At 71.9% G+C, this 26,167-nt stretch carries 24 protein-coding genes; 23 read left to right on the top strand and 1 reads right to left on the bottom strand.

Annotation, left to right across the window (positions count from 1 at the left end):
- From QQX13_RS09760 to QQX13_RS09715, 10 genes are all read left to right on the top strand, one after another.
- Complete coding sequence (locus QQX13_RS09760) at positions 1–1,137, top strand: phosphatidate cytidylyltransferase (RefSeq protein ID WP_301118428.1); 1,137 nt, start codon at positions 1–3, stop codon at positions 1,135–1,137.
- Complete coding sequence (rlmN, locus tag QQX13_RS09755) at positions 1,134–2,246, top strand: dual-specificity RNA methyltransferase RlmN (RefSeq protein ID WP_301118427.1); 1,113 nt, start codon at positions 1,134–1,136, stop codon at positions 2,244–2,246. The genes QQX13_RS09760 and rlmN overlap by 4 nt, the downstream gene beginning before the upstream one ends.
- Complete coding sequence (locus tag QQX13_RS09750; RefSeq protein WP_436968575.1) at positions 2,243–2,812, top strand: DivIVA domain-containing protein; 570 nt, start codon at positions 2,243–2,245, stop codon at positions 2,810–2,812. Before rlmN ends, QQX13_RS09750 begins: the two co-directional genes overlap by 4 nt.
- A complete protein-coding gene (dxr, locus tag QQX13_RS09745) occupies positions 2,809–3,981 on the top strand; it encodes a 1-deoxy-D-xylulose-5-phosphate reductoisomerase (protein ID WP_301118425.1) in 1,173 nt (390 codons plus the stop codon). The genes QQX13_RS09750 and dxr overlap by 4 nt, the downstream gene beginning before the upstream one ends.
- Positions 3,982–3,986: 5 nt before the next feature.
- Positions 3,987–5,297 carry a M50 family metallopeptidase gene (locus QQX13_RS09740; RefSeq protein ID WP_301118424.1) on the top strand — a complete coding sequence of 437 codons (1,311 nt, stop codon included), beginning with the start codon at positions 3,987–3,989 and terminating at the stop codon, positions 5,295–5,297.
- 57 nt (positions 5,298–5,354) lie between these two features.
- Positions 5,355–6,485: a flavodoxin-dependent (E)-4-hydroxy-3-methylbut-2-enyl-diphosphate synthase gene (ispG, locus tag QQX13_RS09735; RefSeq protein ID WP_301118620.1), complete on the top strand. Its 1,131-nt coding sequence runs from the start codon at positions 5,355–5,357 to the stop codon at positions 6,483–6,485.
- Position 6,486: 1 nt separating this feature from the next.
- Positions 6,487–7,407, top strand: coding sequence for a GNAT family N-acetyltransferase (locus tag QQX13_RS09730; protein ID WP_301118423.1), 921 nt, complete (start codon positions 6,487–6,489; stop codon positions 7,405–7,407).
- Between the two features lie 176 nt (positions 7,408–7,583).
- Positions 7,584–8,969: an S-layer homology domain-containing protein gene (locus tag QQX13_RS09725; protein ID WP_301118422.1), complete on the top strand. Its 1,386-nt coding sequence runs from the start codon at positions 7,584–7,586 to the stop codon at positions 8,967–8,969.
- Between the two features lie 70 nt (positions 8,970–9,039).
- Positions 9,040–9,756 (top strand): glycerophosphodiester phosphodiesterase, encoded by a 717-nt coding sequence (locus tag QQX13_RS09720; RefSeq protein WP_301118421.1) that lies wholly within the window; start codon positions 9,040–9,042, stop codon positions 9,754–9,756.
- Between the two features lie 60 nt (positions 9,757–9,816).
- Positions 9,817–11,610: a proline--tRNA ligase gene (locus QQX13_RS09715; RefSeq protein WP_301118619.1), complete on the top strand. Its 1,794-nt coding sequence runs from the start codon at positions 9,817–9,819 to the stop codon at positions 11,608–11,610.
- Positions 11,611–11,623: 13 nt separating this feature from the next.
- On the opposite strand, the gene QQX13_RS09710 is transcribed toward QQX13_RS09715, so the two are convergent.
- On the bottom strand, positions 11,624–12,562 hold the full coding sequence (locus QQX13_RS09710) for a hypothetical protein (protein ID WP_301118420.1): 939 nt from the start codon (positions 12,560–12,562) through the stop codon (positions 11,624–11,626).
- A 94-nt stretch (positions 12,563–12,656) separates the two neighbouring features.
- On the opposite strand from QQX13_RS09710, the gene rimP reads away from it, so the two are divergent.
- From rimP to QQX13_RS09645, 13 genes are all read left to right on the top strand, one after another.
- The gene (gene rimP, locus QQX13_RS09705) at positions 12,657–13,124 is read left to right on the top strand and encodes a ribosome maturation factor RimP (protein ID WP_301118419.1); all 468 of its coding nucleotides are present in this window, start codon (positions 12,657–12,659) and stop codon (positions 13,122–13,124) included.
- Complete coding sequence (gene nusA, locus QQX13_RS09700; RefSeq protein ID WP_301118418.1) at positions 13,124–14,131, top strand: transcription termination factor NusA; 1,008 nt, start codon at positions 13,124–13,126, stop codon at positions 14,129–14,131. Before rimP ends, nusA begins: the two co-directional genes overlap by 1 nt.
- Positions 14,132–14,149: 18 nt before the next feature.
- Complete coding sequence (locus QQX13_RS09695; protein WP_367281255.1) at positions 14,150–14,470, top strand: YlxR family protein; 321 nt, start codon at positions 14,150–14,152, stop codon at positions 14,468–14,470.
- 92 nt (positions 14,471–14,562) lie between these two features.
- On the top strand, positions 14,563–17,268 hold the full coding sequence (gene infB / locus QQX13_RS09690) for a translation initiation factor IF-2 (protein WP_301118416.1): 2,706 nt from the start codon (positions 14,563–14,565) through the stop codon (positions 17,266–17,268).
- Positions 17,268–17,699, top strand: a complete 432-nt coding sequence (gene rbfA, locus QQX13_RS09685) for a 30S ribosome-binding factor RbfA (RefSeq protein WP_301118415.1) — start codon at positions 17,268–17,270, stop codon at positions 17,697–17,699. Before infB ends, rbfA begins: the two co-directional genes overlap by 1 nt.
- 3 nt (positions 17,700–17,702) lie before the next feature.
- Positions 17,703–18,662 carry a tRNA pseudouridine(55) synthase TruB gene (gene truB, locus QQX13_RS09680; protein WP_301118414.1) on the top strand — a complete coding sequence of 320 codons (960 nt, stop codon included), beginning with the start codon at positions 17,703–17,705 and terminating at the stop codon, positions 18,660–18,662.
- A gap of 5 nt (positions 18,663–18,667) precedes the next feature.
- Positions 18,668–19,642: a bifunctional riboflavin kinase/FAD synthetase gene (locus tag QQX13_RS09675; RefSeq protein WP_301118413.1), complete on the top strand. Its 975-nt coding sequence runs from the start codon at positions 18,668–18,670 to the stop codon at positions 19,640–19,642.
- A 94-nt stretch (positions 19,643–19,736) separates the two neighbouring features.
- On the top strand, positions 19,737–20,486 hold the full coding sequence (locus QQX13_RS09670; protein ID WP_301118412.1) for an amino acid ABC transporter ATP-binding protein: 750 nt from the start codon (positions 19,737–19,739) through the stop codon (positions 20,484–20,486).
- A 54-nt stretch (positions 20,487–20,540) separates the two neighbouring features.
- On the top strand, positions 20,541–21,422 hold the full coding sequence (locus QQX13_RS09665) for a glutamate ABC transporter substrate-binding protein (protein ID WP_301118411.1): 882 nt from the start codon (positions 20,541–20,543) through the stop codon (positions 21,420–21,422).
- A gap of 57 nt (positions 21,423–21,479) precedes the next feature.
- Positions 21,480–22,133 carry an amino acid ABC transporter permease gene (locus QQX13_RS09660; RefSeq protein WP_301118410.1) on the top strand — a complete coding sequence of 218 codons (654 nt, stop codon included), beginning with the start codon at positions 21,480–21,482 and terminating at the stop codon, positions 22,131–22,133.
- Entirely contained in the window at positions 22,130–23,194 is a 1,065-nt protein-coding gene (locus QQX13_RS09655) for an amino acid ABC transporter permease (RefSeq protein ID WP_301118409.1), read from the top strand. Before QQX13_RS09660 ends, QQX13_RS09655 begins: the two co-directional genes overlap by 4 nt.
- Before the next feature lie 157 nt (positions 23,195–23,351).
- On the top strand, positions 23,352–23,621 hold the full coding sequence (gene rpsO / locus QQX13_RS09650; RefSeq protein WP_062301281.1) for a 30S ribosomal protein S15: 270 nt from the start codon (positions 23,352–23,354) through the stop codon (positions 23,619–23,621).
- A gap of 337 nt (positions 23,622–23,958) precedes the next feature.
- Positions 23,959–26,163 carry a polyribonucleotide nucleotidyltransferase gene (locus QQX13_RS09645; RefSeq protein ID WP_301118408.1) on the top strand — a complete coding sequence of 735 codons (2,205 nt, stop codon included), beginning with the start codon at positions 23,959–23,961 and terminating at the stop codon, positions 26,161–26,163.
- Positions 26,164–26,167: the final 4 nt, after the last annotated feature.

Raw genomic sequence — 26,167 nt, 5'->3', positions numbered from 1 at the left:
ATGAGGTGGGGACGCCGCCGCCAGGCGGATCCCCCCACCCCGGAGGACGCCCCTGTCGTCTCCGACGGCAGCCCCTTCGCGCCGGTGACCCAGGTGACCCCGGCGGGGCACGCGGAGGTCGAGCTCGAGCCGCTGCCGCCCGCCGACGCGGCCGTCGAGCACGCCCCCGAGACCGCTCCGGTCGCGCACGCCGCCGAGCAGGTGTCCGCGCGCGTGGCCGCGGCCGTCGCGGCCGAGGCGCCGCACCGGGCGGGCGAGGACGATGCGGTCGACCCCGTGGACCTCGACGTCCCGTCCACGGAGGCCTTGCCGGTGCCGGCGCCCCCGCGCGCGGGCCGCAACCTGTGGCTCGCGACCGCGACGGGGGTCGTGCTCGGCGTCGGCGCGATCGCCGCCGCGATCTACCACCCCCTGGTGTTCACCGCCGTGGTGTACGCCTTCGCGGTGGCCGCCGTGCTCGAGTGGCGGCACGCGCTCGGCCGGCTCGGTCTCCACGTGTCCGTGGTGCCGGTGCTGCTGGCGACGCTCGGGATGGGCGTCGCGACCGTGTTCGGGCGCGGCGAGGGCCTCGTGGTCGCGCTGCTGGTCGCCTGCGCCGGCGTGATCGCCTGGCGGATCGTCGACGACCGTGTGGAGAACACGCTCGCGGACTCCCTGGTCGGCATCTTCACCCTCGCGTGGATCCCGTTCCTCGCGTCCTTCCTGGTGCTGCTCGAGCTCGCCGACGACGGCTGGCGCCGTGTGCTCGTCGTGATCGTCGCGGTGGTCCTCAACGACACCTTCGCGCTGTTCACCGGGATGCTGTTCGGCCGCCGCAAGCTCGCGCCGCGCGTCAGCCCCAAGAAGACCTGGGAGGGCGCGATCGGCGGTGCCGCCTTCGGCATCATCGGCTCCGCCGTCCTGAGCTTCTACCTGTTCGACGGGCGCTGGTGGCTCGGCGCGGCCGTCGGTGCGGCCTGCGTGGTCGCCGCCGTGCTCGGCGACCTGGCCGAGTCCGCCCTCAAGCGCGACATCGCCGTGAAGGACATGTCGAGCGCGATCCCCGGCCATGGGGGCATCCTGGACAGGCTCGACTCGCTCCTGCCCGCCGCCGCCGTCGCGTACATCGTCTTCGCCCTGCTGATCGGAACCCGATGACCCAGCATCCTCTGCTCCCCATGCTCGCCCCGCGTCGCGGCAAGCCGCCGCGCCACTTCGCCGACCTCGACGCCGCCGAGCGTGTCGAGGCGCTCGCCCAGCTCGGGCAGCCCAAGTTCCGCGCCAAGCAGCTCGCGACGCACTACTACGACCACCTCACGGTCGAGGCGGACGACATGACGGACCTGCCCGCGGCCGCGCGCGAGGACCTGGCCGCCGAGCTGTTCCCGCCGCTCCTGACCAAGGTCACCTCCCTCGCCGCCGACGGCGGAGAGACGGTCAAGACGCTGTGGAACCTCATCGACAACGCCAAGGTCGAGTCGGTGCTGATGAAGTACCCCGACCGCGCGACCCTGTGCGTCACGAGCCAGGCCGGCTGCGGCATGGCCTGCCCGTTCTGCGCGACCGGCCAGATGGGCCTCACGCGGAACCTGTCCGCCGGCGAGATCGTCGAGCAGGTGCGCCTCGCCGCCAAGCAGGCCCGCGACGGCGAGCTGGGCGGCGACCCCGTGCGCCTGTCGAACGTGGTGTTCATGGGCATGGGCGAGCCGCTCGCCAACTACGCCGCCGTCATCACCGCGGTGCGCGCGCTCACGAGCCCGCCGCCGGAGGGCTTCGGCCTGTCCGCGCGCCACGTCACGGTGTCGACGGTGGGCCTGGTGACGGGCATCGACCGCCTCGCGGCCGAGGGTATCCCCGTCACCCTCGCGCTCAGCCTCCACGCCCCGGACGACGAGCTCCGCGACGAGCTGGTGCCGATCAACGCGCGCTGGAAGGTCGACGAGGCGCTCGACGCCGCACGCCGCTACTTCGACGCCACCGGACGCCGCGTGAGCATCGAGTACGCGCTCATCCGCGACATCAACGACCACGCCCACCGCGCCGAGCTCCTCGCGCAGAAGCTCACCGCCCGCGGCGACGGCTGGGTCCACGTCAACCCCATCCCGCTCAACCCGACGCCCGGCTCGAAGTGGACCGCGTCGGACCCGAAGGTCGAGCAGGAGTTCGTCCGCATCCTCCGAATGCACGGGATTCCGACCACCATCAGGGATACTCGGGGAAGCGACATCGATGGCGCCTGCGGGCAGCTGGCGATCAAGGAGAGATGATGACGACGAGCCTGTTCCCCAAGGTCGGAGCGCTGAAGCTGGGCTATCACCCGCATCAGGTCGAGGAGTTCTTCGACAAGGCGCGCGCCGCGTACGAGCAGTCCGGCACCCCGGAGACCGCGCTCGGCCCCCTCGAGGTGCGGCGGACGGCGTTCGACCTCAAGCACGGCGGCTACCAGACCGCCGCGGTCGACTCCGCGCTCGACCGGCTCGAGCTCGCGTTCGTGGGCCGGCAGCGCGACGCGTTCGTCCGCCAGCACGGCAAGGACGCGTGGATGCAGGAGCTCGCGAGCCGGGCCCAGACCCTCTACCCGCGGCTGCGTCGGCCCGCGGGCGAGCGGTTCGCCCACCCCTCGGGGATGGGACGCGGCTACCGTGCGAGCGACGTCGACGAGCTGCTCGCGCGCGTCACTTCGTTCTTCGACCGCGGCGCGCCGCTGACCGCCGACGAGGTCCGGTCCGCGACGTTCAAGTCCGGCCGCGGCTCGCGCGCCTACGACGAGCCGACCGTGGACGCGTTCCTCGCCCGCATGGTCGACATCCTGCTCGGCGTCGACGAGGGATGACCCGCACCGTCGCCCTGCTCGGCTCGACCGGTTCGATCGGGACGCAGGCGCTCGACGTCGTCGACCGCCACCCCGACGCCTTCGACGTCATCGCGCTCGCGGCCGGGGGAGCGGACCCCGACGCGGTGATCGCGCAGGCGATCGCGCATCGTCCCCGCTACGTCGCCGTCGCCCGCGAGTCGGCCGCGGACGCCGTCCGCGCGGGCCTGGACGATGCGGGAGTCGCCGGGGTGGACGTCCGCGGCGGTGCCGCGGCCGTGGTCGAGGCCGCGCGGCTCGGCGCCGACGTGGTGCTCAACGGCATGACCGGCTCGGTCGGCCTGCGCCCGACCCTCGCCGCGCTCGAGTCGGGCTCGACGCTCGCGCTGGCGAACAAGGAGTCGCTGATCGCCGGGGGTGCGCTCGTCGAAGCAGCGAAGCGGCGGCCCGACCAGATCGTGCCCGTCGACTCGGAGCACTCGGCGCTCGCGCAGTGCCTGCGCGCGGGATCGCACGGCGAGGTGAGGCGCCTGGTGGTGACGGCCTCGGGCGGCGCCTTCCGGGGTCGCAGCCGGGCCTCGCTCGCGGACGTCACGCCCGCCGACGCCCTCGCGCACCCCAACTGGGACATGGGGCCCGTGGTCACCATCAACTCGGCGTCGATGGTGAACAAGGCGCTCGAGGTCGCGGAGGCGCACCTGCTGTTCGGGATCCCGCTCGACCGCATCGACGTGGTGGTGCATCCCCAGTCGATCGTGCACTCGATGGTCGAGTTCGTCGACGGCGCGACCATCGCGCAGGCGTCGCCGCCCGACATGCGGCTGCCCATCGCGCTCGGTCTCAGCTGGCCCGACCGCCTGCCCGACGTGGCGCCGCGCCTCGACTGGACCCGGGCGCAGTCGTGGACGTTCGAGCCGCTCGACGAGGTCGCGTTCCCGGCGGTGCGTCTCATGCGCGACGCGCTCGCCGCATCGTCCCTCCACCCGGCCGTGCTGAACGCGGCGAACGAGGAGTGCGTGCAGGCCTTCGTCGAGGGAATGCTGCCGTTCCTCGGGATCGTTGACACCGTCAGAAGCGTTGTGGAGGCGTACGACGCCCCGGCGACCGTCGATCTCGACGCCGTCGACGAGGCCGAGAGATGGGCGCGGGAACGCGCCCGTGGCGCGATCGCGGCGCAGGGAGCAAGGTAGGAGACATGGCTGAGGTGCTGGGCTGGGCGGTCCTGATCGTGGGGCTGCTCGTCTCGATCGCGTTGCACGAGCTGGGTCACATGATCCCGGCGAAGAGGTTCGGCGTGCGCGTGAGCGAGTACTTCGTGGGCTTCGGGCCCACCCTGTGGTCGCGCCGCGGCAAGGAGACGGAGTACGGCGTCAAGGCGATCCCCCTCGGCGGCTACGTCAGGCTGGTGGGGATGATCCCGCCGGAGACCGCGGTGAAGCCGGTGCGCGGCACCGGGCGCATCGCCCGGATCATCGCCGACACGCGTGAGGCCGCGGTCGAGGAGATCCGCGAGGGCGAGGACCACCGCGCCTTCTACCACCTGACCTGGTGGCGCAAGGCGATCGTGATGTTCGGCGGCCCGTTCGTGAACCTGCTGCTCGCCGTGCTGATCTTCACCGGCGTCATGGCGGTCATGGGCACCCCGACCACGCCGACCCTCACCGTCTCCCAGGTGACGGCGTGCGTCCCCGCCGTGGGCGCATCCGACTGCACCGCGGCCGACCCGGCGTCGCCCGCCTCGCAGTCCGGCCTGCAGGCCGGCGACACCATCACGGCCGTCGACGGCGTCGAGATGACCGAGTGGGAGGACCTCACCGCGTACGTCGGCGCCCGCCCGGGGGAGGACCTCGAGCTGACGGTGCTGCGCGACGGCGAGGCCGTGACGCTCGACCTCACCCCCGCGGAGCGGGAGCGCGCCGTGACCGACGACGACGGCGCCGTCGTCACGGATGCGTCCGGCGCCGTGGTCACCGAGACGGTCGGCTACATGGGCATCTACCCGGAGATCGCGATGGAGCGCAGCGCGACCGCCGGCCTCGCGTACACGGGCGAGGTGCTCGCCACCACCGCGGACGTGGTGATCCACCTCCCGCAGCGCGTGTGGGACGTCGCCCGCGCCGCCGTCGGCCTCGAGGAGCGCACCACCGACTCCGTCATGGGGATCGTCGGCGTGGGCCGGGTCGCCGGCGAGATCTCCTCCCTCGAGGCGCCCGGCTACACGATCGGCGAGCGCGTGGCGGACATGCTCATGCTGCTCGGCGGCCTCAACCTCGCGCTCTTCGCCTTCAACATGATCCCGTTGGTGCCGCTCGACGGCGGCCACATCGCCTCGGCGCTGTGGCAGGCCGTCAAGAACGCCTACGCCAAGGTGCGCGGCCTGCCGCGCCCCGCGCCCGTGGACGTGGCGCGCATGATGCCCCTCGCGTACGGGGTCTTCGCGCTGCTGCTCGTCATGGGCGTCGTCCTCATCTACGCGGACATCGTCGCGCCCGTCAGCGTGGTGTGATCCGTCCGCCCTCGACCGTTGGGAGATACTGACACCGTGACCGCCATCGGACTCGGAATGCCCGCCATGCCCGCCCCCGTCCTCGCGCCCCGGCGCAGGACGCGCAAGATCAAGGTCGGCGACGTGTACGTCGGCGGCGACGCGCCCATCAGCGTGCAGTCGATGTGCACCACCAAGACGCACGACGTGAACGCGACGCTGCAGCAGATCGCCGAGCTGACCGCGTCGGGCTGCGACATCGTCCGCGTCGCCTGCCCGACGCAGGACGATGCCGACGCGCTCGCGCCGATCGCGCGCAAGTCGAACATCCCGGTGATCGCGGACATCCACTTCCAGCCCAAGTACGTGTTCGCCGCGATCGAGGCCGGCTGCGCCGCGGTGCGCGTCAACCCGGGCAACATCAAGAGGTTCGACGACCAGGTCAAGGAGATCGCGCAGGCGGCGAAGGACCACGGCACGTCGATCCGCATCGGCGTCAACGCGGGCTCCCTCGACAAGCGCCTGCTCGACAAGTACGGCAAGCCCACGGCGGAGGCGCTCGTCGAGTCCGCGGTGTGGGAGGCGAGCCTGTTCGAGGAGCACGACTTCCACGACTTCAAGATCTCCGTCAAGCACAACGACCCGGTGGTCATGGTCCGCGCCTACGAGATGCTGAGCGAGCGAGGCGACTGGCCGCTGCACCTCGGCGTGACGGAGGCCGGTCCCGCGTTCCAGGGCACCATCAAGTCCGCGACCGCGTTCGGCGCGCTCCTCGCGCAGGGCATCGGCGACACCATCCGCGTGTCGCTGTCCGCCCCGCCCGTCGAGGAGGTCAAGGTCGGGATCCAGATCCTCCAGGCGCTCAACCTGCGGCCTCGCAAGCTCGAGATCGTCTCCTGCCCGTCCTGCGGGCGTGCGCAGGTGGACGTCTACGAGCTCGCGGAGAAGGTCACCGCCGGGCTCGAGGGCATGGAGGTGCCGCTGCGCGTCGCCGTCATGGGCTGCGTGGTGAACGGCCCGGGCGAGGCACGCGAGGCGGACCTCGGCGTGGCCTCCGGCAACGGCAAGGGCCAGATCTTCGTGAAGGGCGAGGTCATCAAGACCGTGCCGGAGTCCCAGATCGTGGAGACGCTCATCGAGGAGGCGATGAAGATCGCCGAGACGATGGAGCCCGTCGAGGGCGCGTCGCCGCTGGTGGTGCCGAGCTGACATGACCGACTCGCTGCTCAGGCGCGCGCAGCACTCGCTGGCGCCCCTGCAGCGACGGGAGCTCGCGCAGGCGCTCGAGATCGCCGGGGCCGACCCGGTGGCGAACGTGGTGCCGCTGATGCACCTCGAGATGGCGCGCGACTCGGGCGTGACGCCCACCTCCATGTGGGCGGTGCGTCGACGCGCGGGACTCAGGGCGGAGCTGGTCGCGCTCGTGTGGAACGGCGCGAACCTGTGCCCGGTCCTCCCCGCGGACGCGTCGGAGGAGTCGGAGGCGATGCGCGCCGAGGTGGCCGCCGCCGCGGTGGGCCGGCTCACCCGCCCCGCAGCGATCGTCGGTCCTTCCGAGACCGTGCTCGACCTGTGGGGCCGGGTCGAGCCGTGGTGGGGACCGGAGCGGGAGCTCCGCCCGCGCCAGCTCTCGATGGCGATCTCCGGCGCCCCGGTGAGGGTCGCGGGGGTGGACGATGCGGGACTCGCCCTGGACGCCGTGCGCCGCGCCACGCTCGACGACTACGACCTGCTGCTGCCCGCGTGCGTCCACATGTTCATCGGCGAGGTCGGCTACGACCCGCTCGCCCACGGCAGGGCCGCCTACGAGGAGCGGCTGCGCTTCCTGGTCCGCTCGGGACGCTCGTTCCTGCAGCTCGGCACGATCGACGGCAGGCGCGAGGTGGTCTTCAAGGCGGAGGTCGGCGCCGTCGCCGGGGGAGTCGCGCAGCTGCAGGGCGTCTGGGTGCACCCCCGGCTGCGCGGGCGCGGGCTCGCCCGCGCGGGCCTCGGCGGCGTGATCGACGCGGTGCGGCGATCGATCGCCCCGACGGTGTCGCTCTACGTCAACGACTTCAACCCCGCGGCGATCCGGGCGTACGAGGCGGTGGGCCTCGCGCGGGTCGGCACCTTCGCCACCGTGATGTTCTAGGCGTTTCGGACATCCGACAACCGTCGGATATGGGCTTCATCACACTGACGTGGTTATTTCGCTGTTCGCCAACCATTCGTCATCCGCGGGCCATAGATTCCACTCACCAACCGCGCGCAGCGACGCACCGGCCCACCCGGGTCTGCGCCGCGCGCGCATGATCTGAGGGGATCACCATGAAGCACACGCATTCCCGCGCCCTCGCGGGAATCCTCGCCACCACCCTGGGCGCCGCCGGCCTCGTCGCCGCCGGCGCACCGGCGCTGGCGACCTCCGCCGCCCCGACGGCCCTGTACGGCTTCGAGGACGCCGCCAGCATCGCCGCCTCCGACGACTCGACCGACGGTGTCATCGGCGTCACCCGCGCGATGAGCGGCATCTCCGGCCTCGACGCCGCCTCGGGCTGCTTCTACGCGATCGCGGCCCAGAACCTGGACGACGGCGACTACGCGTACCAGTTCACCCGCTTCGGGGGCTACGGCGACACCTTCCCTGCCGGCGGCTGGACCGCGTCGGCGGACTTCTACCTGGACGTGGACGTCGCCACCGGCGGCTCGCTCGACCAGTTCGACTGGTCGGTGGCCGCCAACGGCTCGGACGGCGCTCACCAGCGGGACTACATCTTCCACGCGCAGTCGGCGGGAGCCGGCTCCTGGACCATCGGCGCGAGCAACAACTCGGGCTTCGTCGGCGTGGGCGCGAGCCCGCTGACCGGCGACACCCTGACGGTCACCGAGTCCGGCTGGTACACGTTCGCGCACGACTTCCGCGACGAGGCCGGTGTGCTCGCGGTGGACATGACCGTGCTGGACGCCGACGGCGTCGAGCTCGCCTCGTGGACCCGCACCTCGCCCGCCGACACCATCCCGGACGCGGTGGGCGCGAACCGCTACGGCTGGATCACCGTCAACGGCTTCGAGCAGCTGCCGATCGACAACGTCCTCATGAACGCGGAGCGCCCCTCCGAGGGCTGCCAGCCCTTCGTCGACGTCACCGGCGTCGAGGGCGCGGCCGGCTACAGCGAGCACGAGCTGGCCATCCGCTGGATGGCGCTGTCCGGCCTGTCGAAGGGGTGGACCACGCCGGGCGGCCAGGAGTTCCGTCCCCTGGCCCAGACCACGCGTGACGCGTTCGCCGCGTTCCTCTGGCGCCAGTCCGGCTCGCCGGAGCCGACCCTGACGGCCTCGCCGTTCGCGGATGTGTCGGGCGACCCCTCCTCGCCGCTCTACAACGAGCACTGGAAGGCCATCTTCTGGATGAGCGAGACGGGCCTCGCCGACGGATGGGCGGACGGCACCTACCGTCCCCTGAGCCCGGTGAAGCGTGACGCGATCGCCGCGTTCCTGTACCGCCTGGCCGGCTCGCCCGCGCTGGCGACCTCGTCGTCGCCGTTCTCGGACGTCGCGCTCTCGGACACCTCGATCGAGCACCGTGTCGCGATCGTGTGGATGCACGAGGCGGGCCTCTCGACCGGCTGGTCCGACGGCACCTACCGGCCGTTCACCGCGACCAAGCGTGACGCGCTCGCCGCGTTCCTGTTCCGCAGGTCGATGACCATCTGAGACGCATCGCACCGTTCCGAAGGCGCCGTCCCCCAGGGGTCGGCGCCTTCGGCGCGCCTAGGCTCGAGGCATGACGCAGGTCTGGGCGCACCGCGGGGCGCGGCTCGAGGCGCCCGAGAACACGCTCGCGGCGTTCGCGGCCGCCATCGACGCCGGCGCGGACGGGATCGAGCTCGACGTGCGTCGCACCGCGGACGGCGTGCTCGTGATCCACCACGACCCCCGCGTCGCGTTGGCCGACGGCTCGGTCCGCGCGCTGCGCGACGTGACGGCCGCCGACCTCGCGGCGGTCCGCCTCGGCGACGGCGAGCGCATCCCGACGCTCGCCGAGGCCTACGCGATGCTCGCGCCCACGGCCCTCACCCTCAACGTCGAGCTCAAGCGTCGAGCCCTGCCGGACCGCGGGCTCGAGGAGCAGGCGCTCGCGGCGATGCATGCCTCGGGGATGGCCGATCGGGTCGTGCACTCCAGCTTCGACCACGGCGCGCTGCGGCGGATCCGCCGCCTGGACGCCGGCGCCCGGATCGCGCCCCTCTACCAGTGGCCTCGTGCGCATCCGTGGCAGCTCGCGACGCGCCTCGGCGCCGAGGCGGTCCACGCGTACGCGCCGAGGCTCGCGAGCCCCGGGATCCTCGCCGGCCTGGCCGCCTCGGGGATCGGCGTCCGCGCCTGGACGGTGAACGACCCCCACGAGCAGCGTGAGCTGATCGCGGCCGGGATCGACGCCCTCATCACGGATGACCCGCGCGGTGCCGTCGCGCTGCGGGACTCGCTCGCGGGCTCCTGACCGCCCCGGGCCCGCGCATCGTCCCGCCCGACGCCCGATACCCTTGTCCCCATGCTTCGCATGTCCACGCTCTTCCTCCGCACGCTGCGCGAGGACCCCGCCGACGCCGAGGTCGCGTCGCACAAGCTGCTGGTCCGCGCCGGCTACATCCGCCGTGCCGCGCCGGGCATCTACACCTGGCTCCCGCTGGGCCTCAAGGTGCTGGCCAAGGTCGAGGCGATCGTCCGCGAGGAGATGGATGCCGCGGGCGGCCAGGAGGTCCACTTCCCGGCGCTGCTGCCGCGCGAGCCCTACGAGGCGACGCAGCGCTGGACCGAGTACGGGCCCAACCTGTTCCGGCTGCAGGACCGCAAGGGCGGCGACTACCTGCTCGCGCCCACGCACGAGGAGATGTTCACGCTGCTGGTGAAGGACCTGTACTCGTCGTACAAGGACCTGCCGCTGACGATCTACCAGATCCAGACCAAGTACCGCGACGAGGCGCGTCCTCGCGCCGGGCTCCTGCGCGGACGCGAGTTCATCATGAAGGACTCGTACTCCTTCGACGTCACCGACGAGGGCCTAGACGCGTCCTACGCGGCCCAGCGCGCGACGTACATCCGCATCTTCGACCGCCTGGGCCTCGAGTACGTGATCGTGCAGGCGCAGTCGGGCGCGATGGGCGGCTCCCGGTCGGAGGAGTTCCTCTCGCCCACCGAGGTGGGGGAGGACACGTTCGTGCGCTCGCCCGGCGGCTACGCCGCGAACGTGGAGGCCGTCACCACGCCCGTGCCCGCCTCGCAGGCCTGGGACGACGCGCCCGCCGCGCACGTGGAGGACACCCCCGACACCCCCACGATCGAGACCCTGGTGGCCGCCGCGAACGCGGACCACCCGCGCGACGACCGCGCGTGGACGGCCGCGGACACCCTCAAGAACGTGGTCGTCGCGGCGACGAACCCGGCCGGCGAGCGGGGGCTGCTCGTCGTCGGCGTCCCCGGCGACCGCGACGTCGACATGACCCGCCTCGAGGCGGCGCTCGCGCCCGCGACGGTGGAGGCCGCGAACGAGGACGACCTGAAGACGCACCCCGAGCTGGTGAAGGGCTACATCGGCCCGGGCGTGCTCGGCCCGCAGGCGCGCCCCGAGGGCGTCGCGTTCCTCTCCGAGGAGGACGCGACCATCCCGTACATGCTCGACCCGAGGATCGTCCCCGGCACCCGCTGGATCACGGGCGCGAACGAGCACGGCAGGCACGTGTTCGACCTGGTCATGGGGCGCGACTTCGTGGGCGACGGCACCATCGAGGCCGCCGACGTCCGCGACGGCGACGAGGCCCCGGACGGCTCCGGCCCGCTCGAGCTCGCGCGGGGTGTCGAGATCGGTCACATCTTCCAGCTCGGCCGGAAGTACGCCGAGGCGCTCGACCTGCGCGTGCTCGACGTCAACGGCAAGCAGCAGGTGGTCACCATGGGCTCCTACGGCATCGGCGTCACCCGCGCCGTCGCCCTGCTCGCGGAGAACAACCACGACGAGCTCGGCCTCACGTGGCCGGTCCAGGTCGCGCCGTACCACGTGCACGTGGTCGCGACGGGCAAGGACGAGTCGGTGTTCGAGGCGGCCGCGGCGCTCGCGACCGAGCTCGAGGCGGCCGGCGTCGAGGTCTGCTACGACGACCGCCCGAAGGTCTCGCCCGGGGTGAAGTTCAAGGACGCAGAGCTGATCGGCGCGCCGTTCATCCTGGTGGTCGGCCGCGGGCTGGCGGAGGGCACGGTGGAGCTCAAGGTCCGCGCGGAGGGGACCAGCGAGGCCCTGCCGGTGGACGATGCGGCGGCCGTGGTGGTCGCCCGGGTCCGCGCCGCGCTGGCCGGCTGACGGCCCGGCGGGCTCAGGACACGGCGGCGACGCCGGCCAGGGCCGGCACGTCCGCCACGTCGAAGCCGGGCAGCGCGAAGGCCGCGGCGTAGGCGTCGTAGGCGGCGTTGCACAGCCAGCCGTCCTCCGGGCCGCCCACGCTCGCCCAGAGCGCGGCGTACCGCTCGCCGAGCGCCGTCTCGGTGGCGCGTGCCGTCGCGATGCGCGCGTCCGTGTCCGCGACGGCCTCCGGCGGCACGTCGTACAGGTCGTCCCGACGGTCCTCCACGCCGGGCACGGCGAGCAGCGCCTCCGCCCTCGCCCGGTGCAGCGCCGACCGCTCGAGCCACGCCGTCCGCTCGTCGTCCGCGGCGCGCGCCGCCGCCACCTCGTAGGCGAACGCGGCGCGGTCGTGCACGAGGGCCAGCCCGGCGAGCTCGTCGGAGTCGACGCTCGGGTCTCCCACCGGGGTCAGCGCGTCGCCCAGCGAGGCGACGCCCGCCAGCCGTTCGGTCATCTCGGGCCAGCCGTCGGGCGTCACGACGAAGTCGGCGGCGAGCGCGAGCGAGTGCCCCAGCGCGGTGGCGCGCAGCAGCACCGCCAGCTCCTCGTCGGGCGTGGCCGCAGCCGCGGCGAGCGCGCCGTCGCGCGCATCGAGGACCGCGTCGCTCAGCTCGACCGGCGTGGGGGAGGGCGTCGCGCCGGGCGTGGCGACGTAGACCGGCCCGAGCACCTCGAGCCGCACGGGCGCCGTGACGGACTCGACCGCGGCGAGCGTGGACGACCCGTCGGACGCGGCGTCGACGACCGCCTGCTCCCGCACCGCGGCATCGTCCCTGACCACCACCTCGGGCAGCGGCGTGCGCCGCTCGAGCGGCGGCGTCTCGGCGCGGAGCGAGCATCCGGAGAGCGCGGCCGCGGCCAGGGCCGCGACGGCGCCCCAGCGGACGGTTCGCTCGGCCCAGACGGTCACGTGGCACATCATGACACGCCCCCGCGAGGGCCCTAGAATGGTCTCCGACCGAATTTCAGCAACGGAGCGCGCGCCGCGCGCGGGAGGCGATGCCATGGACATCTCGAGCCGCATCACCGAGCTCGCGACCCCGGCGGCGGCGTCCGCCGGGCTCGTGGTCGAGGACGTCACGGTGGAGGCGGCGGGCAAGCGCTCGCGCGTGATCGTGACGCTCGACCTGCCCGAGACCGAGGTCGGCAGCGCCGACCTCGACCGGATCGCCGACGCGTCGCGCGCGATCGGCGCCGCGCTCGACGAGGCGAACGTGCCGGAGAACCCCTACGTGCTCGAGGTGTCGACGCCCGGGACCAGCCGGCCGCTCACCGAGCGCCGCCACTTCATGCGCGCACGGACGCGCCTGGTGACGCTGACCGTCGAGGACGGTGCGCTCACGGGCCGCCTGACCGACGTGGACGGCGACGACCTGGTGCTGGCGGTCGACGGCGAGGAGCGGCGCGTGCCGCTGTCGCAGGTGCGCACCGGCCGCATCGAGGTGGAGATGAAGAGGATCTCGGAGGACTGATGGACATCGACATGCAGGCGCTGCGCGGGCTCGAGCGCGAGCGCGACATCAGGCTCGACGTCCTGGTCGACGCGATCGAGCAGGCGCTCCTCTCCGCGTACCACAAGTCGCCCGGCGCCTACCGGAACGCCCGCGCGCACCTTGATCGCGCGACGGGCAAGGTGAGCATCTTCGCCCGCGAGGACGTGGAGCCCGGCGAGGATCCGATGACCGCGCCCGAGTTCGACGACACCCCCGCGGACTTCGGACGCATCGCGACGTCGACCGCGCGTCAGGTGATCTTCCAGCGCCTGCGCCAGGCGGGCGACGATGCGGTGCTCGGCGAGTACGCCGGCAAGACCGGGCAGATCGTGTCGGGCATCATCCAGCAGTCGTCGGACCCCAAGAACGTCCACGTCCAGCTCGGCGAGGTGGAGGCCATCCTGCCGCCGCACGAGCAGGTGCCTACCGAGGTCTACGTGCACGGCGAGCGGCTCAAGGGCTTCGTGCTCGACGTGGCCCGGGGCGCCAAAGGCCCGTCCATCACCCTGTCGCGCACCCACCCGGGCCTGGTCCGCAAGCTCTTCGAGCTCGAGGTGCCGGAGATCGCCGACGGCACGGTCGAGATCATGAGCCTCGCGCGCGAGGCCGGGCACCGCACCAAGCTGGCCGTGCGCGCGACCGTGCCCGGCGTCAACGCGAAGGGCGCGTGCATCGGCCCCATGGGCGCGCGCGTGCGCGCCGTGATGAGCGAGCTGCGCGGCGAGAAGATCGACATCATCGACTGGGACGACGACCCCGCGACCTTCGTGGGCAACGCGCTGTCCCCGTCGCGGGTGGTGTCGGTGACCGTGGTCGACGAGGAGGCGCGCGCGGCGCGCGTCGTCGTGCCCGACTTCCACCTCTCGCTCGCGATCGGCAAGGAGGGCCAGAACGCCCGCCTCGCCGCCCGCCTGACGGGGTGGCGGATCGACATCCGTTCGGACGAGGCGCCGGAGGTCCCCGGGCGCGGCGGTTCCGGGCGCTGACGGGAAGCCGCTAGACTGGTGACACCGAGAGACCCGTCTCGTGTGGCCGACGAGGCCGCCAGCGCTCCTCAGGAGCCGCAGCGGACGTGCGTGGGATGCAGGGGTCGGGGCTCTCGGTCGGTCCTTGTGCGAGTGGCGATCGAGGACGGCCGTGCGGTCGTCGACCATCGTCGGAGCATGCCGGGCCGGGGCGCCTGGCTGCACCCCGATCCGGAGTGCCTCGCGCAGGCTCTGAGGCGACGGGCCCTGCCGCGCGCGCTGCGCGCGTCGGATCTCGACGTCACCGGCCTCACGGTCGACGAGCCCGGACCGCGTCCACCCACGAGTCAGACGGGATGAAAGCCCATGGCCATCCGATGAGTACCTCGAAATGAGTACCCACCCGTAACGACGGCTCGACCCTGTCTTGGTCGAGTCAAGACAGGAGAATTGTGGCAAAGCCCCGCGTTCATGAGATCGCGAAGGAGCTCGGAGTCTCGAGCAAGGACCTCATCGCCAAGCTGAACGAGCTCGGCGAGTACGTCAAGGGTCCGTCCTCCACCCTGGAGGCGCCGGTCGTGCGCAAGGCGCGCGACGCCTTCCCCGCGTCCGCCGCGAAGCCCGCCGCCAAGGCGGCCGCGCCCGCGCCGAAGCCCGCTGCCGCGCCGGCCGCCAAGCCCGGCGCACCCAAGCCCGGCCCCAAGGCGGCGCCCGCCGCCGAGCAGGTCGAGGCCCCGGAGCCCGCGCGCAAGCCCGCCGGACCCGGCCCGAAGCCTGCCGCGGCGAAGCCCGCGGCCCAGGCCCCCGCATCGTCCGATGCCGCCCCGGCACGCAAGCCCGGCGCGCCCACCCCCGGACCTCGCCCGGCGGCCCCGACGCCGAGCGACATGCCGCGCCCGCGTCCGCGCCCGGCCGGCAACAACCCGTTCTCGGACCGCAACGCAGGTCCGCGTCCCCGCCCCCGTCCGGGCGGCAACAACCCGTTCCAGTCGCCCCGTCCGCAGGGCCCCCGTCCCGGCGGCGCCGGCGGCGGACGTCCCGGCGGTCCCGGCGGCGCACCCGGCCGTCCCGGCGGCGCCCCCGCGGGCACCCCTGGTCGCGGCTTCGGCCCCCGTCCCGCGGGCGGTGCCCCGGGCGGCGGTCCCGGTGGCGCTCCGGGCCGTCCCGGCGGCTTCGGCGGCCCCGGCGGCCGTCCGGCCCCCGGCGGCCGTGGCCGCGGCGGCGGCACCGCCGGCGCTTTCGGTCGTGCGGGCGGCAAGCCCGCGCGCGGCCGGAAGTCGAAGCGGGCGAAGCGGGCCGAGTACGAGCAGCAGGCGGCGCCGTCGATCGGCGGCGTGCAGATCCCTCGCGGCGACGGCTCGACCCCGATCCGCCTGCGTCGCGGCGCGACCCTGACGGACTTCGCTGAGAAGATCGACGTCAACCCCGCGTCGCTCGTGACCGTCCTGTTCCACCTGGGCGAGATGGCCACCGCGACGCAGTCGCTCGACGAGGACACCTTCGAGGCCCTCGGCAGCGAGCTCGGCTACGTCATCCAGATCGTGTCGCCGGAGGACGAGGACAAGGAGCTCCTCGAGGACTTCGGCCTCGACCTGGACGCCGAGCTCGAGGCGGAGACCGACGAGGACCTGGAGCCGCGTGCCCCGATCGTCACCGTCATGGGTCACGTCGACCACGGAAAGACCCGTCTGCTGGACTCGATCCGCAAGGCGGACGTCATCTCCGGCGAGGCCGGCGGCATCACCCAGCACATCGGCGCGTACCAGGTGCACACCACGCACGAGGACGTCGACCGTGCCATCACCTTCATCGACACCCCGGGTCACGAGGCGTTCACCGCCATGCGTGCCCGCGGTGCGAAGGTCACGGACATCGCGATCCTGGTGGTCGCGGCGGACGACGGCGTGATGCCCCAGACGATCGAGGCGCTGAACCACGCCCAGGCGGCGAACGTGCCGATCGTGGTCGCGGTCAACAAGGTGGACAAGGAGGGGGCCAACCCCGCCAAGATCCGCCAGCAGCTCACCGAGTACAACCTGGTGGCCGAGGAGTACGGCGGCGACACCATGTTCGTCGACGTGTCCGCGCTCCAGGGCAAGGGCATCGACGATCTGCTCGAGGCCGTGCTGCTCACCGCGGATGCCGGCCTCGACCTGCGGGCGAACCCGAACAAGGACGCCCGCGGTGTGGCCGTCGAGGCCCACCTCGACAAGGGCCGCGGTGCCGTCGCGACCGTCCTGGTCAACTCCGGAACGCTCCGCGTCGGCGACGCGATCGTCGCGGGCACGGCCCACGGCCGCGTGCGTGCGATGTTCGACGAGCACGACAACCCGGTCGACGTCGCCACGCCGGGCCGCCCGGTGCTGGTCATCGGTCTCACCTCGGTGCCCCGCGCCGGCGACACCTTCCTGGTGGCCGACGACGACCGCACCGCCCGTCAGATCGCCGAGAAGCGCGAGGCCGCCGAGCGTGCCGCTCAGCTCGCCAAGCGCCGCAAGCGCATCTCCCTCGAGGACTTCAACAAGGCCCTCGAGGAGGGCAAGGTCGAGACCCTCAACCTCATCATCAAGGGTGACGTCTCCGGTGCCGTCGAGGCGCTCGAGGACGCGCTGCTCCAGATCGACGTGGGCGACGAGGTCGACCTGCGCATCATCCACCGCGGTGTCGGTGCGGTGACGCAGAACGACGTCAACCTCGCGACGGTCGACAACGCGATCATCCTCGGCTTCAACGTGCGTCCGGCGGAGCGCGTCCAGGACCTCGCGGACCGCGAGGGCGTGGACATGCGCTTCTACTCGGTCATCTACCGCGCGCTCGAGGACGTCGAGGCCTCGCTCAAGGGCATGCTCAAGCCCGAGTTCGAGGAGCGCCAGGTCGGCGGCGCGGAGATCATGGAGATCTTCCGCTCCTCCAAGTTCGGCAACATCGCCGGCTGCCTGGTCCGCACCGGCAAGATCACCCGCAACGCCAAGGCCAAGGTCGTGCGCAACGGCGTGGTCATCGGCGAGCCGACCATCGACACCCTGCGTCGCTTCAAGGACGACGTCACGGAGGTCAAGGACGGCTTCGAGTGCGGTATCGGCCTCGGCAAGTTCAACGACATCCAGGTCGGTGACATCATCGAGACGTTCGAGATGGTCGAGATCCCGAGGGACTGATGGCTGACAAGGCACGCGCGCTGAAGCTCGCGGGCACGATCAAGAAGATCGTCGCCCGCGCGCTTCAGACCGAGATCAAGGACCCCCGGCTGGCGTTCGTCACCATCACCGATGTGCGGGTGACGGGCGACCTCCAGCAGGCGTCGGTGTTCTACACCGTCATGGGCGGCGAGACCGAGCGTGAGGACGCGGCGAAGGCCCTGGCCAAGGCCACGGGCCGGCTGCGGTCGATCGTCGGCTCCGGGCTGGGCATCCGTCTGACCCCGACGCTGTCCTTCCACCTCGACGCGGTCCCCGAGACGGCCGCCTCGCTCGACCGCGCGCTGCACGAGGCGCACCAGCGGGACGAGGAGCTCAAGCGGCTGCGCGAGAACGCGCAGTTCGCCGGCGAGGCGGACCCGTACAAGCACCCGGACGAGGACGAGAGCTAGGGCATGGGCCGCCGCGGCGGGCCCGAGCCCGTCCCCGGCCTGGTCGTGGTCGACAAGCCGGCCGGCTGGACCTCGCACGACGTCGTCGCGCGGGTCCGCCGGCTGGCGTCCACCTCCAAGGTGGGCCACGCCGGCACGCTCGATCCGATGGCGACGGGCGTGCTGGTGCTCGGCATCGGACGCGCGACCAAGCTGCTCACCTACGTGGTCGGGCATGACAAGTCCTACGACGCGACCATCCGCCTCGGCCAGTCCACGGTGACGGACGATGCGGAGGGTGACGTCACCTCCGAGGCCGACGCCTCCGCGGTGACGGACGAGGCGCTGCGGGCGGCCGTGGCCGACCTCACCGGCGACATCCAGCAGCGGCCGTCCGCGGTCTCCGCGATCAAGGTCGACGGCAGGCGCTCCTACGCGCGGGTGCGCGGGGGAGAGGACGTCGAGCTGCCGCCGCGACCCGTCACCGTCTCGCGCTTCGACGTGCGCGCGGTGCGCCGGTCGGGCCCGGTCGTCGACGTCGACGTGACGGTCGACGTCTCGTCGGGCACGTACGTGCGGGCGCTCGCCCGCGACCTGGGCGCCGCGCTCGGCGTCGGAGGGCATCTGACCGCGCTGCGCCGGACGCGGGTGGGCGGCATCGACCTCGCCATGGCGCGCACGCTCGAGGACCTGGGCGCGGTGGTCGAGGGGGGCGAGACCATGCCGCGCATCCCGCTCGCCGACGCCGCCTCCGCGACGCTGCCGGTGCTGGAGGTGTCGGATCGCGACGCGACCGCGCTCGGCTTCGGCCAGTGGATCGACGCTCCCGGCCTCGACGGCACCGCGGTGGCCATCGCGCCCGGGCCGCGCGCGGTCGCGATCGTGGAGCCCAAGGCAGGCCGCGCGAAGCCCGCGGTGGTCTTCGAGGTCGCCTCCGCATCGTCCGCACCTGGACCGTCGGCCCCGCCGGCTGCGGCAGAATGACGCGCATGCACGTCTGGCGCTCGCTCGCGGAGATCCCCGACCTGGGCCCCGCCGTGGTCACGCTCGGCAACTTCGACGGCGTCCACCGCGGCCACCAGGCGGTGCTCGGGGCCATGGTCGCCGACGCCCGGGCGCGCGGCCAGGTCGCGCTGGCGATGACCTTCGACCCGCATCCGAAGGCCGTGCACGACCCGGCGCACCCGCCGGAGCTCCTCACCGGGATCGACGACCGGTTGGAGCGGCTGGCGGCGATCGGGCTCGACGGCGTGCTCGTCGTGCGCTACACGCTGGACTTCGCCCGCCAGACGCCTGAGGAGTTCGTGCGCGACTACCTCGTGCGCGGCATGCGCGCCTCGTGCGTCGTGGTCGGGCGCGACACCCGCTTCGGGCGCGGCAACGCCGGCGACGTCGAGACGATGCGGGAGCTGGGCGACCGGCTGGGCTTCGACGTCGACATCATCGACGACGCGTGCGCGGTGTCCGAGTCCGGGCGGCGCTGGTCGTCGACCTGGGTGCGCGAGCTCGTCGAGGAGGGCGACCTGCGCGGCGCCGCCGACGTGCTGGGCCGGGAGCACCGGGTGCGCGGCGTGGTGATCCACGGCGACAAGCTCGGCCGGACCATCGGGTTCCCGACCGCGAACCTCGACCACACCGCAGGGATGATCCCGCGCCACGGCGTCTACGCGGCCTGGCTCACGGTGATCGATCCCGGGGACAACGCTCGCGCCGCGGCGATCGCGCAGGAGCGCCTGCCCGCCGCCGTGAGCCTCGGGATGAACTACACCGTCGGGGGCACCGACCTGCGCATCGAGGCCTACGTGATCGACGCCGAGGGGCTCGACCTGTACGGCGCCGAGGTCGCCCTCGACCTGGTCGAGTGGCGGCGCCCGATGCTCGACTTCGGTTCCGTCGAGGCGCTGGTGGTGGGCCTCGAGGAGGACGTCGACTGGTGCCGGGAGGCGCTCGAGATCCGCCCGTGACGCACGGCCGGGGCGTGTTACCAGGCAGTTAAGTTTCGGTCGCTTTTGTGTCACATCTCGGGCGGACCCGGACCTGCGGGCCTAGGGTGGAGAGATGCCAACCGCAACCGATGCCCTCGTGGTGGTCGACAAGGTCAACAAGCACTTCGGCGAGCTGCACGTGCTTCAGGACATCGACCTGTCCGTGGCCCGCGGCGAGGTGATCGTCGTGATCGGGCCGTCCGGCTCGGGCAAGTCCACGCTGTGCCGCGCCATCAACCGCCTCGAGACCATCGACAGCGGGTCGATCACCATCGACGGCCAGCCGCTGCCGCAAGAGGGGAAGGCGCTCGCCGGCCTCCGCGCCGACGTCGGGATGGTCTTCCAATCGTTCAACCTGTTCGCGCACAAGACGATCCTCGAGAACGTCACGCTCGGGCCCATCAAGGTCAAGAAGGTGGCGAAGAAGGAGGCCGACGCGCAGGCCATGGCGCTGCTCGAGCGCGTCGGCGTCGCCAACCAGGCCCAGAAGTACCCGGCTCAGCTCTCGGGCGGCCAGCAGCAGCGCGTCGCGATCGCCCGCTCCCTGGCCATGAAGCCCAAGGTGATGCTGTTCGACGAGCCCACCAGCGCGCTCGACCCGGAGATGATCAACGAGGTCCTCGACGTGATGACCTCCCTCGCGCACGAAGGGATGACCATGATCGTGGTCACCCACGAGATGGGCTTCGCGCGCAAGGCGGCGAACCGCGTGGTGTTCATGGCGGATGGACGGATCCACGAGGAGTCCGACCCGGAGACGTTCTTCACGTCGCCGACGTCGGAGCGTGCCAAGGACTTCCTGTCGAAGATCCTGACGCACTGAGAGCAACGGCTTGGCGCTCCGCGACCGCGGGGCGCCCGGATGGAGGAGGCAGAGATGATGCGGAAGAAGGCGGCCTGGGCCGCAGCGGCGATCGTGGCGGGGCTCACCCTCGCGGCGTGCTCGTCGGGGGACGACTCGGATGCGGAGGCCTCGGGCGATGACGGCTCGATGATGGAGTTCGCCGAGGGGTCGACCATGGCCGCCCTCTCGGAGGCGGGCTCGATCACGATCGGCACCAAGTTCGACCAGCCGCTGTTCGGGCTGCTCGCGCCGAGCGGCGACCCCGAGGGCTTCGACGTGGAGATCGGCAAGATCATCGCGGGCAAGCTCGGCATCGACGAAGGCTCGATCGAGTGGGTCGAGACCGTGTCCGCGAACCGCGAGCCGTTCATCCAGGACGGCACCGTCGACATCGTCATCGCGACGTACACGATCAACGACGCGCGCAAGGAGCTCGTGAGCTTCGCGGGTCCGTACTACAACGCCGGCCAGGCGCTGATGACGCTGTCCACCACGGACGACATCAACGGTCCCGACGACCTCGCGGGCAAGAACGTCTGCTCCGTCGAGGGCTCGACCCCCGCGCAGAACATCGCGGACAACTACCCGGACGCGAACCTCTCGCTGTTCGGCGCGTACACGGACTGCCTGGAGCCGCTCAGCAACGGTCAGGTCGACGTGGTGACGACGGACAACGTGATCCTCGCGGGCTACGTGGCCGAGTCGGACGGTGAGTTCAAGGTGGTCGGCGAGCCGTTCACCGAGGAGCCCTACGGCATCGGTCTCGCGCTCGACGACACCGAGTTCCGGATGTGGATCAACGACGTGCTCGAGGAGATCTTCGAGGACGGCAGCTGGCTCGAGGCGTGGCAGGCCACCGCGGGCACCGTGCTGCCCGACCCGGATGTCCCGACCGTCGACCGGTACGAGAACTAGCGACCACGCCGTGCGGCCCCTCGTCCGAGGGGCCGCACGGCCCGTCCGGAGGAGAGCATGCAGACGTTCATCGAGGAGTTCGGCCTCATCTGGGGGGCCTTCCTCGCGACGCTGTCGCTGACGGCGGTGGCGGGGGCGCTGTCGCTCGTGCTCGGCACCCTGCTCGCGACCATGCGCGTGTCGCCCGTCGGCCCGCTGCGGAGCTTCGGCACCGCGTACGTCGAGATCGTCCGCAACACCCCGCTGACGCTCATGTTCTTCTTCTGGGTCTTCGTCGCCCCGACGTTCGGGCTGCTGTTCCCCGAGCTGGGCTTCTGGCCCGCGGTGGTCTCGCTGAGCCTGTACACCAGCTCCTTCGTCTGCGAGGCGTTGCGCTCCGGCGTGAACTCCGTCGGGATCGGGCAGGCGGAGGCCGCCCGCAGCATCGGCCTGACCTTCGGCCAGACGCTGTCCCAGGTGGTGCTGCCCCAGGCGTGGCGCACCGCGATCCCGCCGCTGATCTCGGTGCTGATCGCGCTCACCAAGAACACGTCGGTCGCCGCCGGCTTCGCGTTCACCGAGCTGGTCGCGATCCAGCAGCGCCTCACCAACACGCACCCCGCCGACGGGCTGTTCATCTTCTTCGGGATCGGCCTCATGTACCTGGTGATCACCATCCCGCTCGGCCTCCTGGCCGGGCAGATCGAGCGGAAGGTGGCGTTCGCACGATGAGCGGATCGGTCCTCTACGACGCCCCCGGCCCCCGCGCGAAGCGGCTCGACCGGACGCTCAACCTCGTCTTCTCGCTCGCGTTCGTCGCGATCGGCGCGTGGATCCTGTGGTCCTGGTACCAGCGCGGGATCTTCGACGACCGCTGGGCCATCCTGTGGGACCCGCCGAAGGGTCAGACCGCCGGCGACGTCTGGCTGTCGCTCGCGAAGGGTCTGGGGAACACGCTCAAGGCCGCGGCCCTCGCCGCGCCCGTCGCCCTCATCCTGGGCGGCGCGATCGCTATCGTGCGGCGCGGCTCGGCCCGCCGCGTGCTGTCGGGCTCCTCCGCCGTGGTGACGGAGCTCGCGCGCGGCCTCCCCGTGCTGCTGCTGATGTTCCTCGCGAAGCTCGTGTTCGGCTGGGACGTGCTGTGGTCCGTGGTCTTCGGGCTGGTGGTCTACAACGCGGCGGTGGTCGCCGAGATCCTGCGCGCCGGTCTCGCCGCGCTGCCCAAGGGCCAGCGCGAGGCAGGGCTCAGCATCGGCCTGTCGACCATGCGCACGACGCTCCTGATCGAGCTCCCGCAGGCGGTGCGGATCATGCTGCCCGCGCTGGTGAGCCAGCTGGTCGTGCTGCTCAAGGACACCTCGCTCGGCTTCATCGTCGCGTACCCCGAGCTGCTGCGGACCATCAAGCTCAACCGCGACTACTTCGGCGTCGACTACACGTTGCCGCTGTTCCTCGTGGGCGCGACCATCTACATCCTGATCAACATGGCCGTGTCGCGGCTCGCGACCTACATCGAGCGTCGCCTGCGCGAGGGCGGGGCAGGCCGTGGGCTGACGCCGCCGGAGATCGGGCCCACCGGGCCGATCCCGCAGTCCGGCATCGGCGGCCCGGCGCGCGAGGAGGGAGCCCACGCGGGCGACCCGTTGTTCGGGGCGGGACGGCCTGTCAGCTCCCAGCCCATCCCGCAGCGACGGCCGGGCGACGACGAGGAGGAGCGCCGCAGGCGCGCGGTGCTGAGCGACCCGACCCGCGCGGGCATGCAGGCGAACAGCCGTACCGGGGACTCCTGGTAGCGTTCGCGGGCCGCCGCGCGCGGGCCATGCCTCCCGAGGTCGCCCGATCCCCGCAACGTCCTGTACCATTGATCTTCGCCGTCAGAACGGCCGCGGTTAACAGTGCCCCGGTGAACAGGCCCGGGTGCGCCGCGCAACGAGTGAAAGAGAGATCACAGTGGCGCTCGACGCAGCAGTGAAGCAGTCCATCATGGCCGAGTACGCGACCCGCGAGGGCGACACCGGTTCTCCCGAGGTCCAGGTCGCGGTGCTCACGCAGCGCATCAAGGACCTGACCGAGCACCTCAAGGAGCACAAGCACGACCACCACTCGCGTCGTGGCCTGCTGCTCCTCGTGGGTCGCCGTCGCAACCTCCTCAACTACCTCCAGCGCGTCGACGTGGAGCGCTACCGCGCCCTGATCGCCCGTCTGGGCCTGCGCCGCTAAGCGCGCAGCCCGCTCACGCGTCAGCCCGGCCGCGCCCTTCCCCGTGAAGGTCGCAGCGGCCGGGCTTTCGCATGTCCGGGGGAGGCGCGGGCATCGTCCCTGGGCCGTCCGCGTGTCCGACTCGCGTGTTTCAGGCGTGTGACTGATACCATTGACGCGGCTCGGAAGTTCGAGCCAGCCAACACAACCTGGCAGGCCAGCCGGATGCTGATCCTCGGTGGTGATGGGCAGAACCCCCCGCGAGCGGGCGTCGTTCTGAGCATTTCGACTGACGATCAGTGACGTGGCGTGAGCCATATCCGCCTGCCTGCCTCCTAGGCAAGGAGCACTCACCCCTATGGAGGGTCCCGAGATCCAGTTCGCCGAGGCCACGATCGACAACGGTCGCTTCGGCACCCGCACCGTCCGGTTCGAGACGGGTCGTCTCGCCAAGCAGGCCGCCGGCTCCGCCGTCGCCTACCTCGACGGCGAGACCATGCTGCTGTCCGCCACCACCGCCTCCAAGGCGCCGCGTGACGGCTTCGACTTCTTCCCCCTGACCGTCGACGTCGAGGAGCGCCAGTACGCCGCGGGCAAGATCCCCGGCTCGTTCTTCCGTCGCGAGGGCCGTCCCACCACGGACGCGATCCTCACCTGCCGTCTGATCGACCGTCCGCTGCGCCCGTCCTTCGTGTCGGGCCTGCGCAACGAGATCCAGGTCGTCGTCGACGTCCTCGCGATCCACCCGGACGACCAGTACGACGTCGTCGCGATCAACGCGGCGTCCATGTCCACCCAGCTCGCCGGCCTGCCCTTCTCGGGCCCCATCGGCGGCGTGCGCATCGCGCTCATCGAGGGCCAGTGGGTCTGCTTCCCGCGCTGGTCGGAGATGGACAACGCGGTCTTCAACATGGTCGTGGCCGGCCGCGTCGTCGGTGACGACGTCGCCATCATGATGGTCGAGGCCGAGGCCACCGAGACCGCCTTCGAGCTGGTCTCCGAGGGCGCCCAGGCGCCGACCGAGGCCGTCGTGGCCGAGGGCCTCGAGGCTGCGAAGCCGTTCATCCGCGCCCTGTGCGAGGCGCAGGCCGAGGTCGCCGCGAAGGCCGCCAAGGAGACCGCGGAGTTCCCGCGCTTCCTCGACTACCAGGACGACCTGTACTCGGTGGTCGCGCCTGCGATCGAGGGCGACCTCGCCGAGGCGCTCACCATCGCCGACAAGCAGACCCGCGAGTCGCGCCTCGACGAGATCAAGGACGGCGCGCACGCGCAGTTCGACGGTCAGTTCGAGGGCCGGGAGAAGGAGATCTCCGCGGTCGTCCGCTCGGTCACCAAGAAGACCATCCGTCAGCGCATCCTCAAGGACGGCGTCCGCATCGACGGCCGTGGCCTCAAGGACATCCGTCCGCTGTCGGCCGAGGTCGCCGTGGTGCCCCGCGTGCACGGCTCCGCGATCTTCGAGCGTGGCGAGACCCAGATCATGGGCATCACCACGCTGAACATGCTCAAGATGGAGCAGCAGATCGACTCGTTCTCGCCCGAGACGCACAAGCGCTACATGCACCACTACAACTTCCCGCCCTTCTCCACGGGCGAGACCGGTCGCGTGGGCTCCCCGAAGCGTCGCGAGATCGGCCACGGCGCGCTCGCCGAGCGTGCCCTGGTGCCGGTGCTCCCGTCGCGCGAGGACTTCCCCTACGCGATCCGCGAGGTGTCCGAGGCGCTCGGCTCGAACGGCTCGACCTCGATGGGCTCGGTCTGCGCCTCGACGCTGGCCATGCTCAACGCCGGCGTGCCGCTGAAGGCCCCCGTCGCGGGCATCGCGATGGGCCTCGTGTCCGACACGGTCGACGGTGAGACCCGCTACGCGGCGCTCACCGACATCCTGGGCGCCGAGGACGCGTTCGGCGACATGGACTTCAAGGTCGCCGGCACCTCCGAGTTCGTCACCGCGATCCAGCTCGACACCAAGCTCGACGGCATCCCCGCCTCGGTGCTGGCCGGCGCGCTGCAGCAGGCGTACGACGCCCGCGTCCACATCCTCGGCGTGATGGCGCAGGCCATCTCCGAGCCCGACGAGATGAGCCCGCACGCCCCGCGCGTGATCGCGGTGCGCATCCCCGTCGACAAGATCGGCGAGGTCATCGGCCCCAAGGGCAAGATGATCAACCAGATCCAGGACGACACGGGTGCGGACATCTCCATTGAGGACGACGGCACCGTCTACATCGGCGCCACCGACGGCCCGTCGGCCGAGGCCGCGCGCGCGGCGATCAACGCGATCGCCAACCCGCACGTGCCCGAGGTCGGCGAGCGCTTCGTCGGCACCGTGGTGAAGACCGTCGCGTTCGGTGCCTTCATCTCGCTCACCCCGGGCAAGGACGGTCTGCTGCACATCTCGCAGATCCGCAAGCTCGTGGGCGGCAAGCGTGTCGAGAACGTGGAGGACGTGCTCGGCGTGGGTCAGAAGATCCAGGTGGAGATCACCGAGGTCGACCCGCGCGGCAAGCTCTCGCTCGGCGTGGTCGAGGAGGCGGCCGCCGAGGAGACCGTCGAGGCGTAGGCCT

The organism is Demequina lignilytica (assembly GCF_030418375.1).
GTDB lineage: Bacteria > Actinomycetota > Actinomycetes > Actinomycetales > Demequinaceae > Demequina > Demequina lignilytica.
Note: the sequence above shows the minus strand (reverse complement) of the source record. Positions and strands in the feature narration are given on the sequence as shown.

Excerpts from the sequence above, each read along its gene's own strand:
- QQX13_RS09750 (WP_436968575.1), top strand. The coding sequence starts at position 2,243 with ATGATGACGACGAGCCTGTTCCCCAAGGTCGGAGCGCTGAAGCTGGGC.
- ispG (WP_301118620.1), top strand. The coding sequence starts at position 5,355 with ATGCCCGCCATGCCCGCCCCCGTCCTCGCGCCCCGGCGCAGGACGCGC.
- QQX13_RS09740 (WP_301118424.1), top strand. The coding sequence starts at position 3,987 with ATGGCTGAGGTGCTGGGCTGGGCGGTCCTGATCGTGGGGCTGCTCGTC.
- QQX13_RS09655 (WP_301118409.1), top strand. The coding sequence starts at position 22,130 with ATGAGCGGATCGGTCCTCTACGACGCCCCCGGCCCCCGCGCGAAGCGG.
- truB (WP_301118414.1), top strand. The coding sequence starts at position 17,703 with ATGGGCCGCCGCGGCGGGCCCGAGCCCGTCCCCGGCCTGGTCGTGGTC.
- QQX13_RS09670 (WP_301118412.1), top strand. The coding sequence starts at position 19,737 with ATGCCAACCGCAACCGATGCCCTCGTGGTGGTCGACAAGGTCAACAAG.
- rimP (WP_301118419.1), top strand. The coding sequence starts at position 12,657 with ATGGACATCTCGAGCCGCATCACCGAGCTCGCGACCCCGGCGGCGGCG.
- QQX13_RS09675 (WP_301118413.1), top strand. The coding sequence starts at position 18,668 with ATGCACGTCTGGCGCTCGCTCGCGGAGATCCCCGACCTGGGCCCCGCC.
- QQX13_RS09720 (WP_301118421.1), top strand. The coding sequence starts at position 9,040 with ATGACGCAGGTCTGGGCGCACCGCGGGGCGCGGCTCGAGGCGCCCGAG.
- QQX13_RS09760 (WP_301118428.1), top strand. The coding sequence starts at position 1 with ATGAGGTGGGGACGCCGCCGCCAGGCGGATCCCCCCACCCCGGAGGAC.
- QQX13_RS09730 (WP_301118423.1), top strand. The coding sequence starts at position 6,487 with ATGACCGACTCGCTGCTCAGGCGCGCGCAGCACTCGCTGGCGCCCCTG.
- rbfA (WP_301118415.1), top strand. The coding sequence starts at position 17,268 with ATGGCTGACAAGGCACGCGCGCTGAAGCTCGCGGGCACGATCAAGAAG.
- QQX13_RS09665 (WP_301118411.1), top strand. The coding sequence starts at position 20,541 with ATGATGCGGAAGAAGGCGGCCTGGGCCGCAGCGGCGATCGTGGCGGGG.
- nusA (WP_301118418.1), top strand. The coding sequence starts at position 13,124 with ATGGACATCGACATGCAGGCGCTGCGCGGGCTCGAGCGCGAGCGCGAC.
- QQX13_RS09645 (WP_301118408.1), top strand. The coding sequence starts at position 23,959 with ATGGAGGGTCCCGAGATCCAGTTCGCCGAGGCCACGATCGACAACGGT.
- QQX13_RS09725 (WP_301118422.1), top strand. The coding sequence starts at position 7,584 with ATGAAGCACACGCATTCCCGCGCCCTCGCGGGAATCCTCGCCACCACC.
- QQX13_RS09715 (WP_301118619.1), top strand. The coding sequence starts at position 9,817 with ATGTCCACGCTCTTCCTCCGCACGCTGCGCGAGGACCCCGCCGACGCC.
- QQX13_RS09660 (WP_301118410.1), top strand. The coding sequence starts at position 21,480 with ATGCAGACGTTCATCGAGGAGTTCGGCCTCATCTGGGGGGCCTTCCTC.
- rlmN (WP_301118427.1), top strand. The coding sequence starts at position 1,134 with ATGACCCAGCATCCTCTGCTCCCCATGCTCGCCCCGCGTCGCGGCAAG.
- dxr (WP_301118425.1), top strand. The coding sequence starts at position 2,809 with ATGACCCGCACCGTCGCCCTGCTCGGCTCGACCGGTTCGATCGGGACG.